The organism is Streptomyces sp. NPDC050085 (assembly GCF_044460595.1).
Classification (GTDB): domain Bacteria; phylum Actinomycetota; class Actinomycetes; order Streptomycetales; family Streptomycetaceae; genus Streptomyces.
In genome coordinates this window covers 10,700-28,531 of the sequence record NZ_JBITJZ010000025.1, presented here as the reverse complement: position 1 = coordinate 28,531, position 17,832 = coordinate 10,700, and the positions used below count along the sequence as shown (strand labels likewise).

The following is a 17,832-nucleotide window of genomic DNA, read 5'->3' as shown; positions in this document are numbered from 1 at the left end:
GATCGTTACTCCTCTACGGTCATCTTGCGCAAACCGGGGCGGCGACGTGCGGCCGCGGGTGGTTCCTCCGACCACGCGGCGAGCGCGGCCGGTGTCGGCAAGTCGAAGATCTTTCGGACAGGTATTTCGATGCCCATCTCGGCGCGGGCCCGGCTGATCAGCCGGGTGGCCAGCAGGGAGTGCCCGCCGAAGGCGAAGAAGTCGTCGTCGATGCCGACCCGGCCGAGCCCGAGCACCTCGGCGAACAGCGCGCAGAAGGTCTCCTCGCGCTGGTTGCGCGGCGCCCGTCCGGTCGACACCTGTGCGTAGTCCGGCGGTGGCAGGACCCGCCGGTTCAGCTTTCCGTTGGGGGTGAGCGGGATCTCGGAGAGCGGGACGACCGTGGACGGCACCATGTACTCGGGCAGCTTCCCGCGCAGGTACTCGGGGAGCGCGGCGAGCAGCGGGCCGATGGTGCGGGACAGGCCCGGGTTGTTGGCCCGGATGCGTCCGGCGACGCCGCTGGGCACGAACGCGCCGGAGACCGCCTGCCGTTCGGGCAGCAGCACCGCGTCGAAGGCGTGGGCGATCTCGCCGGACAGGGTGAGGACGGCCTCGCGGCCGTGCCGTCGCGCCCAGACCAGCAGGTCCTCCGGTTCGACGGGCCGGCCGGCGGGTGCGGCCGAGCTGAGCACGCCCGCCGTGGTGGCGGCCGCGGCCTCCTCGGTGAGCCGGGCGTTGGGTATCCCGGTCACCCGCAGCGGTCCTTCGCCGGTGCGGTCGAGGCGGTGGCCGAGCTCGGCGAGGTCGGACACCTCGTGTCCCCAGGTGACCCCGGGAACGTCGGCCAGATCGAGGAGGTCGGCCGGCTCCTTGTGCAGGACGACCTCGTAGCGGTGCCGGGTCAGCTCGTTGTGGGCGGTCCCGGTCTTGAGCCGGATGTCGACGCCGAGCGGCCGGTCCTGTGCCCAGGCGGTGAACCACTCGGGGGCGACGACCAGTTCGCGCTCGGCGAGCAGCGCCTTCTCGACCAGGGTCCGCAGCTCCTCGGGCGAGGCGTGCGGCTGGGCGGTGCGCTGGACGGCGGTGAGCAGCAGCCGCAGCGTCGTCGCGTTGCGAACGTCACCGACGATCAACCGCCCACCGGGGGCGACGAGTTCGAGTGACTGGCGCAGCACCTGGTCCAGGTACTCGACCCCCGGGAAGTACTGGATGACCGAGTTGATCAGTACGACGTCGAACGCGCCCTTGGGCAGTCCGGTGATGTCGTCGGCGGGCTGGGCGCTGAGGTGCACCCGGTCGCCGAAGCCGTTCTGCTCGGCCTGCGCACGGACGCGGTCCACGACCGGGGCGGACAGGTCGGTGCCCCAGAACTCCTCGACCTCGCCGACGATCTTCGCCATCAGCAGGCCGGAACCGACACCGATTTCGAGGACCTTGCGCGGGGCCGACTCCAGGGCCAGTGCCACGGCGGTGTCCCGCCACTCCTGCATCTGCTCGAGCGGGATCGGGACGCCGTCGTACGTCGACCTCCACAGCTGGAAGTCCTCGCCCCAGGCCTGGTCCTTGGACTTGTCGTAGCTGTCGTCGTAGACCTGCTGCCACTCGTCGACCTGGGCGTCGGCCTCGGCGAGCGCGGCGTCCGGTTCGGGGACGACGTAGCCGACGATGCGCTTGTCGTCCTGCTGGTCCTCGCGGACCACGACGACGGCCTGGGCGACGCCTTCGTGTGCGGACAGGACGTTCTCGATCTCGCCCAGCTCGATGCGGAAACCACGGACCTTGACCTGGAAGTCGGTCCGCCCGATGTACTCGAGTCGGCCGTCCCGGCCCCAGCGCACCAGGTCACCCGTGCGGTACATCCGCGCACCGGCCGGGCCGAACGGGCAGGCGACGAACCGCTCCGACGTCAGCTCCGGCCGGCCCTGGTAGCCGCGCGCGAGACCGTCACCGGCGATGTAGAGCTCGCCCTGCACGCCGCGCGGCACCGGCCGCAGGCGCGAATCCAGCACGTACACCTGGGTGTTGCCGATCGGCGCACCGATCGCGACGCTCGTCCCCGGCTCGACGGGCGCGCTCGTCGACCAGATGGTGGTCTCCGTCGGCCCGTACATGTTGAGCACCTCGGCGGCCTGGTCGGCCAGCGTCTCCGCCAGCTGCGCCGGGAGGGCCTCGCCGCCGACGAGGATGCGCAGGTTCTGCGCGCCGTTCGGCTCGTCCATGAGGAGCATCTGCCAGAAGGCGGGCGTGGCCTGCACGACCGTGACCTCGTGGCGGCGCAGTGCCGCCATGACGGACGAGGGCTGCGCGATGGTGTCCTTGCCCGCGAGCACGACGGCCGCGCCGGAGATGAGCGGCAGGTACAGCTCGAGACCGGCGATGTCGAAGGAGACCGTGGTCACGGCGAGCCAGCGGTCGGCCGCGGTCAGCGGGACCCGACGGCCCATCGTGGCAAGGAAGTTGGCCAACGCCCCGTGCGGGACGGCGACGCCCTTCGGCCTGCCCGTCGAACCCGACGTGTAGATGACGTACGCCGTGCTGTCCGGGCGTATGACGACGTCCGGGGCCGTGTCCGGCTGGGCGGACAGCTCCGCACCGGCCAGCGTCCCGGCGTCGAGGACGAGGACCGGCGCCGCGTCTTCGAGGATGTAGTCGATGCGGGACTGCGGGTGGTCCGGGTCGATGGGTATGTAGGCCGCGCCCGCCTTCTGCACCGCCAGCAGCGCGACCACCAGGTCCACCGAGCGGGGCAGCGAGACCGCGACCAGCGACTCCGGGCGGACGCCGCGGCCGATGAGCCAGTGCGCGAGGCGGTTGGCCCGCGCGTCCAACTCGCCGTACGTGAGCGACTTCTCCTCGCCGATGACCGCGGCGGCGTCGGGGGTGGCCTGCGCCTGCCGGGCCACCGTCTCGACCAGGCCCGGCTCGAGCGTCGGCTCGGCCGTGTCGTTGGCCGTGCCGAGCAGCCACCGCTGCTCCTGCGCACCGAGCACGTCGAGGTCTCCGACCCGTACACCGGGGTCGGCGACGACCTGCTCCAGGATGCGCACGAACCGGTCGACGATGTCGGCGGCCGCGTTCTCGTCGAGCAGGTCCTGCTGGTACTGCAAGGCGAACATGATCTCCGGTTCGGAGGCCGCGGCCAGGGTGACCGGGTAGTGCGAACCGGCGAACGGCCGCAGCCCCGTGATGGCCACACCGGCCTCGGAGTTGGCCTCGACGATGGCCTCCCGGTCGACCGGGAAGGACTCGAAGAGCACCAGGGTGTCGAACAGGGTGCTCAGGCCCGTGGCCCGCTGGATCTCCACCAGGCTGTGGTGGTGGTGGTCGAGGAGCGCGACCTGCCGGTTCTGCAGTTCGGCGAGGAGTTCCGCGAAGGTGCTCCCCCACTCGCAGCGCACCCGGACCGGGATGGTGTTGATGAACAGGCCGACCATGTCGTCGGCGTCGATGAAGGCGGCGGGACGGCCCGCCACGGTGGCGCCGAACACGATGTCGGAGCGCCCGGTGAGGTTGGCGAGCATCACGCCCCAGGCGCCCTGCACCAGGGTGTTGACCGTGACGCCGAGCTCCGCGGCCCGGTGCAGCAGGCCGCTCATGTCCTCGAGCTCCACGTCGAGGTTCCCGACACCGCCCGAGTCGTGCTGGGCGACGGCCTGCGGGACGAGCAGGGTGGGCTCCTCCACGCCCTCCAGCTCGGCCGCCCAGGCGCGGGCGGACTCCCGGTGGTCGTGCCGGGAGCGCCAGGTCAGGAACTCGCCGAAGTCGCGGGCCGGGGGCATGCCGGACGCGTCGCCGTCGGCCGCGTACAGCAGCAGCAGGTCGCGCATCAGCAGCGGCGTCGACCAGCCGTCGAACAGGACGTGGTGGGCGGTGAGCACCAGCTCGGCCCGGTCCTGTTCGAGCACGACGAGGGCGAGGCGGATCAGCGGCGGGGTGCCCACGTCGAAGTGGGTGGCCCGGTCCTCGACGAGGAACCGCTCGAACGTCTCGACCCGCTCGTCCTCGGCGAGAGAGGTCAGGTCCTGGTGCTGCCACGGCAGTTCGACCGACTCGGGGACCACGGACACCACGTCGCCGTCCGCCGAGTTGACGAAGGCCGCGCGGAGGTTGGTGTAGCGGCCGAGCAGGGCCTGACCGGCCCGGTGCATCCGCTCCGGGTCGACCTCGCCCGTCATGTGGAAGACGAGCTGCATGTGGTAGACGTCGAACTCGGCCCCGGCGAGCATCGCGTGGAACAGCAGCCCGGACTGGGCCGGGGTCACCGGCCACACCTCGCCGAGCCGGCCGAACCGCTCCTGCCAGGTGTCGATCTCGCCCTGGCCCACCGCGACCAGCGGCGCGTCGGACGGGGTGAGCCCGCCGGCGTCGGGGCGCGCGGCGTGCCGGGCCAGGCCGGTCAGTGCCTCGACCCAGTGCCCGGCGAGTTCACTGACCTCGTCGCGGGTGAGGACACCGGCCGGGAAGCCGAAGGTGGCGGTGAGCCGGTCGCCCTCGGGCGTTGCGATGGCGTGGGCGTCGATCTCCAGCGCGGCCCGCACCGGCCTGTGCCGTTCGGGGCCCGCGGCCTGCTCCTGGTGCGTGGTGTCCAGCTCCCAGCCCAGGTCGTGCAGCTCGTCGGGAAGCCGCTCGGCCGTGGTCGCGCCGTGGTAGGTGAAGCCGATCCGCGGGGTGCGGTCGTCGGCGAAACCGGCGGCGGTCTCCGCGTCGAGGTGGCGCAGCAGGCCGTAGCCGATGCCGTGGTCCGGCACCGCGCGCAGCTGCTCCTTGACGGTCTTGAGCGCCCGGCCCGCGGCCGCGCCGCCGGCGAACGCGTCCGCCACGTCGATGCCCGCGACGTCCAGGCGGGCGGGGAAGACCGTGGCGAGCTGCCCGACGGTGTGGGACAGGTCGGCGCCCGGCACCACGAGCCCGTCGCGGTCGGGCCCCTCGAGCCGGACCACGGCGGCCGGCGCCGTGCGGCCGCGCAGCTCGTGCCAGCGGGCGAGCGCCAGGGCGAGGCCGGTGAGCAGGGCGTCGTCGGCACCGGCGCGGAACCTCTCGGGCAGCCGGTCGAGGAGGGTGTCCGTGACCTCGGCCGGCAGCTCGACGCGGAGCGTGTCCACGGTGGCGGCGGTGTCGCGCGCGGGGTCCGGCTCCCGGGCGCCGAGCAGCGGCTCGTCGGTGCGCAACACCCGCTGCCACTCGGGCAGTTCGGCCCTGCGCTCCGGGTCGGCCGCCTCCTCGGCGAGGGCGTGCGCCCAGCGGCGCAGCGACGTGCCCACGCGGGGCAGCACCGGGGTCTGTCCGTCGTGCACCTGCCGCCAGGCGCTGACCAGGTCGGGGACGAGGATCCGCCAGGAGGCGCGGTCGACGACCAGCCGGTGCGCGACGATCAGCAGCCGGTCGGCGTCCGGTCCCCCGGTGAGCCGCACGAACTGCGTCATGATCCCCGCGTCGGGGTCCAACCGGCGTGCCGCTGCGTCGAGTTGGGTCCGAACGGCGTCGCCGTCGGCGGCGGCGTCGTCCCAGGGGACCTCGGTCAGCAGCGCCTCGGCGTCCACGGCCTCGGGCGGCTCGATGTGCAGGCCGGGCTCGGCCCGGTCCAGGCGGTCGAAGCGGGCGCGGAGCACGTCGTGCTGGTCGAGGACGGCCCGCACCGCGGCGACGAGCTCGGCGCGGTCGATGCCCGCGGGCAGGGTGAGCACCCGGGCGGTGCAGGACGGGTCGCCGCCCGCGTCGAGCGCGACGGCGTGTGCCGCGGGGGTCAGCGGGGCCCAGCCGGTGCCGCCGCCGGGCAGCTCGACCAGGGCCGAGCTCTCCTCGTCGCGCTCGTCGAGCAGTTCGGCGATCCTGGCGACCGTGCGGTGCTCGAAGATCTCGCGGACGCTGACCTCTTCGCCGCGGGTCTTGGCACGGGCGACGACCTGGATGGAGCGGATGCTGTCGCCGCCGAGGGCGAAGTAGTCGTCGTCGATGCCGACGCTGCCCAGGCCGAGGACCTCGGCGAACAGTTCGCAGAACAGCCGCTCGCGCTCGTTGCGGGGTGCCCGGCCGGTCGCGACCTGGGCGTAGTCGGGCGGCGGCAGCATCCGCCGGTTGAGCTTGCCGTTCGGGGTGAGCGGGATCTGCGAGAGCGGGACGACGGCGGTGGGCACCATGTAGTCCGGCAGCTTCCCGCGCAGGTACTCGGGCAGCGCGGCGAGCAGCGGGCCGATGGCCTTGGCGAGCCCGGGGTCGTTCGCCCGGATCCGCCCGCCGTGCGTACCGGCGACGAACGCGCCGGTGACGGTGCGCCGCCCGGCGTCGCGCCGGGGCAGCAGCACCAGGTCGAAGGTGCGGGCGTCCTCGCCGGACCAGGTGATGACCGCTTCCCAGCCGTGTTCGCGTGCCAGGGCCCGCAGTTCCTCCGGGTCGGCGGGCTTGGCGGGCAGCGTCACCGGGTCGAGGACACCGGCCGTGACGGCGAGGTTGGCCTCTTCGGTGAGCCGCGCGTTCGGGATGCCGGGCACGCGGGTCGGGCCCGCCTGCTCGACGTGCTCGCCGAGGGCCACGAGGTCGGCGACCTGCCCGCTCCACGGCACCGTGGGCACGTCGGCCACGTCGAGGACGTCGGCGGGGTCCTTGTGCAGGATGACCTCGTAGCGGTGCCGGCTCAGCTCGTTGTGCGCCTCGGCGGACTTGATCCGGATGTCGACGCCGAGGGGGCGGCCCGCCGCCCAGTCGGTGAACCACTCGGGGGCGACGACGAGTTCGCGCTCGGCGAGCACCGCCTTCTCCACCAGGGTCCGCAGCTCGTCGTACGAGGCATGGGGGTGGGCGGCGCGCTGCATCGCGGTGAGCAGCAGCCGTACGGTGGCGGCGTTGCGGACGTCACCGACGATCAACCGGCCGCCGGGGGCGACGAGTTCGAGCGCCTGGCGCAGCACCTGGTCGAGGTACTCGACGCTCGGGAAGTACTGGACGACGGAGTTCAGGAGGACCGCGTCGAACGCGCCCTTCGGCAGCCCCGTCACGTCGTCGGCGGGCTGGGCGCTGAGGTGCACCCGGTCGCCGTAACCCGCCGCGTCGGCCTGCGCGCGGACGCGGTCCACGACCGGCGCGGACAGGTCGGTGCCCCAGAACTCGTCGACGTGATCGACGATCTTCGCCAGCAACAGGCCGGATCCGACGCCGAGTTCAAGAACCTTGCGCGGCGCGGCCTCGAGGACCTGCGCCACCGCGGCGTCCTGCCACTCCTGCATCTGCTCCAGCGGGATCGGCTCACCGTCGTAGGAGGACTTCCACAGGTCGAAGTCCTCGCCGAGCGCCTCGTCCTCGGACTCGATGTAGCTGTCGTCGTAGACCTGGCGCCACTCGTCGACCTGCGCCTCGGCGTCGGTGACGGCGGCGTTCGGCTCGGGGACGACGTAGCCGACGATGCGCTTGTCGTCCTGCGCGTCCTCGCGGACCACGACCACGGCCTGGGCGACGCCTTCGTGCGTGGCGAGTACGTTCTCGATCTCGCCCAGCTCGATGCGGAATCCGCGGACCTTGACCTGGAAGTCGGTGCGCCCGATGTACTCCAGGCGCCCGTCCCTGCCCCAGCGCACCAGGTCACCCGTGCGGTACATCCGCGCACCGGCCGGGCCGAACGGGCAGGCGACGAACCGCTCCGACGTCAGCTCCGGCCGGCCCTGGTAGCCGCGCGCGAGACCGTCACCGGCGATGTAGAGCTCGCCCTGCACGCCGCGCGGCACCGGCCGCAGGCGCGAATCCAGCACGTACACCTGGGTGTTGCCGATCGGCGCACCGATCGCGACGCTCACTCCGGGCTCGACCGGCGCGCTCGTCGACCAGATCGTCGTCTCGGTCGGGCCGTACACGTTGAGTACGTCGGCCGCCTGGTCCGCCAGCGTCTCCGCCAGCTGCGCCGGGAGGGCCTCGCCGCCGACCAGGATGCGCAGGCCGCTGCCGGCCTTGGGCTCGTGCATGAGGAGCATCTGCCAGAAGGCGGGCGTGGCCTGCACGACCGAGACCTCGTGGCGGCGCACCGTCGCGACCAGGGCCGTCGGGTCGGTGACGGTGTCCTTGCCCGCGAGCACGACGGCCGCGCCGGAGATGAGCGGCAGGTACAGCTCGAGACCGGCGATGTCGAAGGAGACCGTGGTCACGGCGAGCCAGCGGTCGGCCGCGGTCAGCGGGACCCGACGGCCCATCGTGGCAAGGAAGTTGTCGAGTGCGCCGTGCGGAACGGCGACGCCCTTCGGCTTGCCGGTGGAGCCCGACGTGTAGATGACGTACGCCGTGCTGTCCGGGCGTATGACGACGTCCGGGGCCGTGTCCGGCTGGGCGGAGAGGTCCGCGCCCGACAGCGTCTCGGCGTCGAGGACGAGGACCGGCGCCGCGTCTTCGAGGATGTAGTCGATGCGGGACTGCGGGTGGTCCGGGTCGATGGGTATGTAGGCCGCGCCCGCCTTCTGCACCGCGAGCAGCGCGACCACCAGGTCCACCGAGCGGGGCAGGGCGACCGCGACCAGCGACTCCGGGCGGACGCCACGGCCGATGAGCCAGTGCGCGAGGCGGTTGGCCCGCGCGTCCAACTCGCCATACGTCAGCGCCTCTTCCTCGCCGATGACCGCGGCGGCGTCGGGGGTGGCCTGCGCCTGCCGGGCCACCGTCTCGATCAGGCCGGGCTCGAGGGTCGGCTCGGCCGTGTCGTTGGCCGTGCCGAGCAGCCACCGCTGCTCGTCGGCGGCGAGCACGTCGATGTCGGCGAGGCGGATCCCGGGGTCGGCGACGACCTGCTCCAGGATGCGCACGAACCGGTCGACGATGCTGACGGCCGTCTCGTGGTCGAAGAGTTCCGCCGCGTACTCGAGCCGGCCGTGCGCGCGTCCGGTCGCGTCCGGGACGACGTTGAAGAACAGGTCGAACTTCGCGGTGTCGGTGCCCACCGGGACCGGCGTCACCCGCAGGCCCGGCATCGTCAGCTCCGACCAGACGAACTGCCAGGCCAGCATGGTCTGGAACAGCGGCTGGTACGAGGTGGAGCGGTCCGGGTTGAGCAGCTCGACCAGCCACTCGAAGGGCACGTCCTGGTTGTCGTACGCGGCGAGGGCCTTGTCCCGCGCCTGCTCCACCAGCTGCCCGAACGTCGGGTCGTGCGCCAGGTCGGCGCGCAGCACCCAGGTGTTGACGAAGAACCCGACGAGGTCGTCGAGGGCGTCGTCGGTGCGTCCCTCGATCGGGCTGCCGACCGTGAGGTCCTCGCCGCCGCCCACCTTGTTGAGGAGCACCGCGAGCGCGGCCTGGGCCACCATCGGGGTCGTCGCACCGCGGTCCCCGGCCAACTTGCCGAGGCCCGCGACCAGTTCGGGCTTGAGGAGGAACTCGACGTGGCCGCCCTCGTGGCCCGCCACGGTCGGCCGCGGCCGGTCCAGCGGCAGCTGCACCGGCTGCGGCACTCCTTCCAGCTCATCGCGCCAGTAGGCGAGTTGGGAGGCGGCGACGCTGTCCGGGTCGCCCTCCTCGCCGAGCAGCTGGCGCTGCCACAGCGTGTAGTCCTTGTACTGGACCGGCAGCGGCTCCCACTGCGGGGCGCCGCCGCCGTGGCGGGCCCCGTACGCCGTCACCAGGTCCCGGACGAACGGGCCCATCGAGGAGCCGTCCGCCGCGATGTGGTGGAACACGAAGACGAGGACGTGCTCCTGCGGGGCGACGCGGAACACCGTGGTGCGCAGCGGCAGTTCGGTGTCCAGGTCGAAGCCCTGGCTGAGGGCCTCGTGCAGCGCGGCGTCCACGTCGTCGGGGGCCACGTCGACCACCCGGAACGGGATGGCGGCCTCCTGCGGGGGCAGGATGCGCTGTTCCGGCGTGCCGTCCGCGCTCTCGACGATCAGGGTGCGCAGCGTCTCGTGCCGGGTGGCGACGTCCATCACGGCCGCGGCGAGCGCCGCCGTGTCGAGCCGCCCGTCCAGGCGCATCACGAACGGGATGTTGTAGGTCGCGGTCGCGCCCTCCAGGCGGTGGAGGAACCACAACCGGCGCTGGGCGAAGGACAGAGGGATCATCGACGCGTCTCCTCAACGGTCATCTGGCCCAGCTTGGGACGCAGCCGGGGGCGGTTCGACGCGGCCGGCTGCGCGATCTGGACCGCCAGTTGGGCGACGGTCCGATTGCGGAACACGGTCGTGACCTTCACTTCGGCGTTCAGCTCGTTGCGGATCCGGCCGACCAGCTTGGTGGCCAGCAGGGAGTGCCCGCCGTGGCTGAAGAAGTCGAGGTCGATGCCGACCTCCGGCAGGTCGAGCAGCTCGGAGAACAGGCGGCAGAGGACTTCCTCCGTCGGGTTGGTCGGCCCGCGGCCCGTCGTCTCCTCGGTGTAGTCCGGTGCGGGCAGTGCCTTGCGGTCGAGCTTTCCGCTGGGTGTCGTGGGCAGTTGGGCGAGCGGCACGATCGCCGACGGGACCATGTACTCCGGCAGGTGCTCGCGCAGCCCGTCGGTCAGGGCCGTGACGTCGAGCGCCGCGGCCTCCTTGCCCCTGACCGGTACGACGTAGGCGACGAGGCGCTGGTCGCCCTCGCGGTCCTCGCGCACGACGGCCACCGCGCTGTCGACGTCGTCCTGCGCGGTCAACGCCCCCTCGATCTCGCCGAGTTCGATGCGGAACCCGCGGACCTTCACCTGGAAGTCGGCGCGGCCGATGTACTCGACCTGGTCGTCCTGGTTCCAGCGCACGACGTCGCCGGTGCGGTACATCAGGGTGCCGGGGGCGCCGTAGGGGCAGGCGACGAACCGGTTCGAGGTCAGGCCCGGCTCGCCGAGGTAGCCGCGCGCGAGCCCGGTGCCCGCGAGGTACAGCTCGCCGGTGACGCCGGGCGCGACCGGGCGCAGCGCCGCGTCCAGGACGTACACCTGGGTGTTCCAGACGGGGGCGCCGATCGGCACCCGGTCCGCACCGGGCACGTGCTGGTAGGCGGTGACCTCGACGGACGCCTCGGTGGGTCCGTAGAGGTTGTGCACCCCGCAGCCGGGCAGCACCTCGACGGCCTTGTTGGCGAGTGCGGGCGGGAAGGCCTCGCCCGCGACCTCGATCCAGCGCAGGCTCGTGCACTGCGCGGCCGCGGGTTCGGCGAGGAACGCCTCGAGCAGGGAGGGCACGAAGTCCGCGCCGGTGACCCGCTCGCTGCGGATCAGTTCGGCGAGGTAGGCGGGGTCGCGGCGGCCGTCCGGGCGGGCGATGACGACGGCGGCGCCGGCCTGCAGCGGTGCGAACAGCTCCGGCACCGACACGTCGAAGCTGGCCGTCGTGGACAGCAGCACCCGGTCCTCGACCCCGACGTCGAAGTGCGCGAGCCCCCACTTCAGCCGGTTGTTGATCGACCGGTGGGCGACGAGGACACCCTTGGGGCCGCCGGTGGAACCGGAGGTGTAGATGGCGTACGCGGCGTTGTCCGGGCTCAGGGTGCGCCGCGGGTTCGTGTCCGGGTACCGCGCCAGGACGGACGCGTCGGGCAGCGTCTCGTCGAGGACCAGCAGTGGCCGTGCGCTGTCGAGGACGTGCTGGACGCGGTCGTCGGGCAGCTCCGGGTCCACCGGCACGTAGGCGGCACCGGCCTTCACGACGGCGTAGATCGCGACCATCAGGTCGACGGAGCGCGGGATCTTGACGGCGACCAACTGCTCGGGGCCCGCGCCCTGTTCGACCAGCCAGTGCGCGAGCCGGTTGGCCCGCCGGTTGAACGCGTCGTAGGTCAGCGTCTCCTGCTCGCCGATCAGGGCGATCCGCTCGGGGTCGCGCGCCACCTGCGCCTCGAACGCGTCGGGCAGGGTGTCCGCGGTCACCGGGTGCGCGGTGTCGTTGACCTGCCGCACCAGCCGGTCCCGCTCCTGCTCCGTCAGTACGTCGACGGCGGCGACCGGGGTCTGCGGGTCGGCGAGGACCTGTTCCAGGACGCGGACCAGGCGGGCGCCGACCGCTTCGGCGTCGGCCCGCTCGTACAGGTCCTTCTTGTAGTCGAGGGACAGCCGCAGGTACGGGTCGGAGGAGTTGAGGGTGAGCGGGTAGTGCGAGCCCGCGAACGGGCGGATCGCGTCGATCGTGAAGCCCGCGTCGCTGTTCGCGTCGACGATGCCCTCGCGGTCGATCGGGTAGTTCTCGAAGACGACGATCGTGTCGAACAGGGCGGACAGGCCGACGTTGCGCTGGATGTCGGACAGCCCGTAGTAGTGGTCGTCCAGGAGGGCGGTCTGTCGCCTCTGCAGTTCGGTGATGACGGTGGCGAGGCTGTCGCCCGGCCGGGCCAGCGCCCTGATCGGCAGGGTGTTGACGAACAGGCCGACCATTTCGTCGGAGCCGGTCAGCTCGGCGGGGCGGCCGTTGACGGCGGCGCCGAACACCACGTCCTGCTGCCCGGTCAGCTTCGCGAGGAGGACCGCCCAGGCGCCCTGCAGCAGCGTGTTGAGGGTGACGCCGAGTTCCGCGGCGCGGCGGGAGAGTTCGCGTCCCTGGTCGATCGACCAGGGCACCTCGACGCGGCCGAGGGAGGAGGCCTCCTCCCCGATCGGCTTGTCCGGGGCCACCAGGGTCGGCTGCTCGAACCCTTCGAGCTCGGCGCTCCAGCGGGCGGCCGAGGCGTCCCGGTCCTGCGCGGCGAGCCAGCCCAGGTAGTCGCCGTAGCTGCGGACCGGGGCCAGCTGCTGTGCCTGGGCGTACAGGCGGATCAGGTCGGTGATGACCAGCGGCGACGACCAGCCGTCGAACAGGGTGTGGTGCGCCGTGATGATGAGCTTGGCCTGCTGCGGCCCGCAGGTCAGCAGGGCCAGGCGGATCAGCGGCGGCCGGGCCGGGTCGAGCTGGTCGGCGCGGTCGTCGGCGAGGGCCTGGTCGAGCGCCGCGTCCTGCTCGGCCTCGCCGCGGCCGGTCAGGTCCAGGTGCCGCCAGGGGATGGCGACGTGCTCGGCGACGATCTGGACGGGGTCCCCGTCGGCGGTGGCGAGGAACGCGGAGCGCAGGTTCGGGTACCGCTCGATCAGGGCCTGTCCCGCCGCCCGCATCCGGGCAGGGTCCACCGGGCCGGATATGTGGAGCACGAACTGCATGTGGTAGACGTCGAAGGCGCCGTCGGCGAGCGCGGCCTGGAACTGGATGCCGGACTGCCCGGGGGCCTGCGGCCACACCTCGACGAGCCGGCCGTAGCGCTGCTCCCAGGCCTCGATCTCGGCCTGCCCGACCTTGACCAGTGGCGCGTCCGACGGGGTGAGCCCGCCGATGTTCGGGCGTGCGGCGTGCGCGGCCACGCCGTGCAGCACCTCGGCCCACAGCCCGGCCAGTTCGGTGGCCCGCTCCCGGGACAGCACCCCCGTCGCGAACATGAACGCCGCTTGCAGGCAGGTGCCGTCGGCGGTGTCCGTGGCGACCGAGTTGACTTCGAGCGCGGACAGGGCGGGCAGGTCCGGGTCGGGCAGCGCGATCAGTTCGGAGGACCAGGACGCCGGGCCCCAGCCGTCGGCGCGCAGGTGCTCGGGCACGTCGGTGGCGGAGATCCGGCCGAGGTAGTTGAACCCGATCTGGGGCACCGGGAGTTCGGCGAGCTGCTCGCCGGTCTCCTCGTTGAGCCAGCGCAGCAGCGCGTAGCCCATGCCCTTGTCCGGGATGCCGCGCAGCTGCTCCTTGACCCGCTTGACGGCCCGGCCCGCGGCGGGGCCGCCCGCGAGGACGTCGGCCAGGTCGACGCCGTCGACGTCGATGCGGGCCGGGTACATGGCGGTGAACCAGCCGACGGTCCTGGACAGGTCGGCGCCGGGGACGACGTCCTCCTCGCGGCCGTGCCCCTCCAGGCGGACCAGCGTCGAGCGGTCCGCGCCGCGCCACCGGTTCAGCGCGAGGCCGAGCGCGGCGAGCAGGACGTCGGTCGCGGTGGCCTTGAACGCGGCGGGGAGCGTGGTCAGTACGGCCTCGGTGACCTCGGCGGGCAGCTCCATCCGTACGGTGTCGACCGTCGACCACAGGTCCACGGCCGGGTCGAAGGCGCGCGTGCCGAGCGGCGGGTTGGGCGCCTCCAACAGGTCGCGCCAGTAGGTGAGTTCGGCCTCCCGCTCCGGGGAGAGCGCCGCGTCCTCCAGGGACGAGGCCCAGCGCCGCGCGGAGGTCCCGACGGCGGGCAGCTCGGGTGTGCGGCCCGCGCGGACGTCCTGCCAGGCCTCGGCGAAGTCCGACATCAGGATCCGCCAGGAGACGCCGTCCACCACCAGGTGGTGCAGCACGACGAGGAGCCTGCCCTCGCCGGAGTCCGCGGCGAACCAGACGAAGTCGGCCATCGTCCCGGCCTCCGGGTCGAGCCGCCCGGCCGAGGCCTCGAGCTCGGCCCGCGCCGCGTCGAGCGACGCCGGGTCGTCCCAGGTGCCGGCGCAGTCGACCCGGTGGATCAGGTCGGCGGCGCGCACGGCGCCCTTCTCCCGTACGTCGAGGGAGAGTTCACCGTCGCGGACCAGGCGGGCGCGCAGCAGGTCGTGCCGGTCGAGCACGGCGTCCAGCACGGCGGCGAGCCCGTCCGCGTCGATGCCCGTGGGCAGTTCGAGGACCATCGACATGGCGAACCGGTCGATCCCGACGCCCTGTTCGAAGATGTGCCGGGCGACCGGCTGCAGCGGCATCGGGCCGACGCCGCCGCGCTCGTCCTCCGCGAGGACGGGTGCCTGGTCGCGGCGGTCCGCGACCGCCTCGGCGAGCCGGGCCGCGGTGCGGCACTCGAAGATCTCGCGGGTGGTGACGGTCAGGCCGGCGGCCCGCACCCGTGCCACCACCTGGATGGAGCGCAGGCTGTCGCCGCCGACGGCGAAGAAGTCGTCGTCGACGCCGACGCGGTCGACGCCGAGCACGTCCGCGTACGCGGCGGTGATGGTCTTCTCGGTCTCGGTGCGCGGCTCCCGGTAGGTCTCGCCCAGGAACTCCGGCTCGGGCAGGGCCTTGCGGTCCAGCTTGCCGGTCGGGCCGAGCGGCAGGCGGCCGAGGACCACGAAGGCCGCGGGCACCATGTAGTCGGGCAGCCGGGCCGCGACGAACTTGCGCAGTTCGGCGGCCGACGCACCGGACTGCACGTCCACGTCGCCGATGCCGCCGGCGCCGTCGTCGCCGACGGCGCCCTCGCCGGTGTGCACGACGTAGGCGACGAGCCGCTTGCCGCCCGCGGGCACCTCGCGGCTGATGACGACGGCCTCGCTGATGCCGGGGTGCTGCGTGATGGCCGCTTCGACCTCGGCGGTCTCGATGCGGAAGCCGCGCACCTTCACCTGGCCGTCGGCGCGGCCGACGCACTCGAGCTGGCCGCGCGCGTTCCAGCGGGCCAGGTCGCCGGTGCGGTACATGCGCTCGCCCGCGGGACCGAACGGGCTGGCCACGTAGCGTTCGGCGGTCAGGCCGGGGCGGTCGTGGTAGCCGCGGCCCAGGCAGGTGCCCGCCACGTACAGCTCGCCGATCACGCCCTGCGGCGCCGGGGCGAGCCCGGGGCCGAGCACGTAGGCGCGCATGTTGCCCAGCGGGACGCCGATGGGGGCGACGTCGCTGTCCTCGGGCCACTCCTCGGAGCCCCCGAGACAGTACGTGGTCGCGTAGAAACTCTCGCTCTGGCCATAGGAGTTGACGATCTGCACGCCGGGCAGCGCCTCGCGCACCTGGCGCACCAGGCGGGCCGGGAGCACGTCGCCCGCGAAGACGACGGTGCGGATGTCGGTCGCCCTGTCCAGGTGCCCGACCAGTTCGCCGAGCACGGACGGGACGCCGCTGAGCACGTGGCCGTCCCAGCCGTCGCGCTCGGCGAGCACCAGCGCGTTCGGTACGACCTCCGCGGTGCCGCCGGTGGACAGCGTGGTCAGCAGCTCGAAGACGGAGACGTCGAAGTTGACCGAGGTGCCCGACAGCATCCGCCAGGCGGGCGGGGCGTCGAGGACGCGCACCAGCTCCTGTACGCCGTTGACGATGCCGCGGTGGGTGATCGTCGCGCCCTTCGGCTTGCCCGTGGAGCCGGAGGTGTACATCACGTACGCGAGGTTGTCGGGGCCAAGCGGCGCGGTCCGGTCCGCGTCGCCCGGCGCGCCCGCGGGGGTGTCCCAGTGCGCGCGCTCGTCGAGGTTGACGCTCGACATGTCGTTCGCGGGCAGCTCCTGCCAGGTCGCGGTGTCGGTGACCGCGAACCGGGGGCGCGCCTCGGCCAGTACGCTCTCGGCGCGCCCGGCGAGGTACGTCGGGTCCACCGGCAGGTAGCCGGCCCCGGACTTGAGGATGCCGAGCAGGCCGGCGACCAGGTCCTCGGTGCGCGGCAGGGCGAGGACGACCAGGTCCTCGGGTCCGGCGCCGCGGCGCAGCAGCTCCCACGCGACGGCGTTCGCCCGGTCGTCGAGCTCGCGGTAGGTCAGGGTCCGGTCCTCGCACACCAGCGCCGGAGCGTCCGGGGTGCGGGCCACCTGGCGCTCGAGCAGCTCGGGAACCGTCAGCGCGTCCAGGGGGGTCGAGGTGTCGTTGAACGTGGTGAGCAGCTGCTCCCGCTCGGCCGCGTCCAGCACGTCGAGCGTGCCGATGGTGCGCTCCGGGTCGGCGGCGACCCGGCCGAGCACCCGGACGAACCGCTGCGCGATGGACTCGGCCGTGCCCCGGTCGAACAGGCTGGTGGCGTACTCCAGACGGCAGTGCGCACCGCCCGAGTTGTCGGGCAGCAGGTCGAAGAACAGGTCGAACTTGGCGGTCGAGGTCTCCAGGCGCTCGGTGCGCACGCCGAGTCCCGGCAGGGCCATGTCCGGCACGGGCGGCTGCCAGGAGAGCATGACCTGGAAGAACGGGTTGAAGGCGGTCGACCGGTCCGGGTTGAGCAGCTCCACGAGCCGCTCGAAGGGCATGTCCTGGTTCTCGTACGCGGCCAGGGAGCTGTCCCGCACCTGCTGGAGCAGTCCGCGGAAGCTCGGGTTGCCCTCGAGGTCGACGCGGAGCACCCAGGTGTTGACGAAGAACCCGACGAGGTCGCGCAGTTCCTCGTCGGTGCGGTCCGTGATCGGTGCGCCGATGGAGAGGTCGCTGCCGCTGCCGAGGTGGTGCAGGAGCACCGCGAGCGTCGCGTGCATGACCATCGACACCGTGGTGTCGGCCTCCGTGGCGAGCTTCTCCACGGCGCCGAGGAGCACGGGGTCGATGTCGAACTCGACGCGGTCGCCCTCGGGGCTGATCACCCGCGGCCGCGGGCGGTCCGTGGGCAGGTCGATGGGTTGCGGCAGATCGGCCAACGTCTCGCGCCAGTAAGCCAGTTGGCGGGCGGACAGGCTGGTCGGGTCGGACTCGTCGCCGAGCATGTCGCGCTGCCACAGCGTGTAGTCCGCGTACTGCACCGGCAGCGGCTCCCACGTCGGGGCGCCGCCCTCGCGGCGGGCCGCGTACGCCGTGGTCAGGTCGCGGAACAGCGGCCCGAAGGACTCGCCGTCCACCGCGATGTGGTGGGCGACGACGACCAGCGTGTGGTCCTCGGGCCCGCTGCGCACCAGGCGGGCGCGGATCGGCGCGTCGGCGGCCAGGTCGAAGGTGCGGGTGGCGACCTCGTCGACCGCCGCGGCCCGCTCCTCCTCGCGGCCGGCCTCGACGACCGGCAGCACGAACGGCTGCTCCCCGGACGCGAGGACCTGCTGGTGCGGTACGCCGGCGTCGTCCTCGACGATCACCGTGCGCAGCACCTCGTGCCGGTCGATGACGTCGCGGAGCGCCGCCTGCAGCGCGTCCGCGTCCAGCTCACCGGTCAGCCGCAAGGCGAACGCACCGTTGTACGTCGGCGAAGGGCCTTCGAACCGGTCCACGAACCACAGCCGACGCTGCGCGAACGACAACGGGATCATTGAGTCTCCAAAATCGGCAG

At 72.9% G+C, this 17,832-nt stretch carries 2 protein-coding genes; both read right to left on the bottom strand.

All coding sequences use genetic code 11. From position 1 onward, the window contains the following. Positions 1 to 5: 5 nt before the first annotated feature. Positions 6 to 10,010, bottom strand: a complete 10,005-nt coding sequence (locus tag ACIBUY_RS41280; RefSeq protein ID WP_399155428.1) for an amino acid adenylation domain-containing protein — start codon at positions 10,008 to 10,010, stop codon at positions 6 to 8. Next, entirely contained in the window at positions 10,007 to 17,812 is a 7,806-nt protein-coding gene (locus tag ACIBUY_RS41275; RefSeq protein WP_399155427.1) for an amino acid adenylation domain-containing protein, read from the bottom strand. The genes ACIBUY_RS41280 and ACIBUY_RS41275 overlap by 4 nt, the downstream gene beginning before the upstream one ends. Positions 17,813 to 17,832: the final 20 nt, after the last annotated feature.

What these genes read in the sequence shown, in the direction of transcription:
- ACIBUY_RS41280 (WP_399155428.1), bottom strand. Translation starts at nt 10,010, where the DNA reads ATGATCCCTCTGTCCTTCGCCCAGCGCCGGTTGTGGTTCCTCCACCGC.
- ACIBUY_RS41275 (WP_399155427.1), bottom strand. Translation starts at nt 17,812, where the DNA reads ATGATCCCGTTGTCGTTCGCGCAGCGTCGGCTGTGGTTCGTGGACCGG.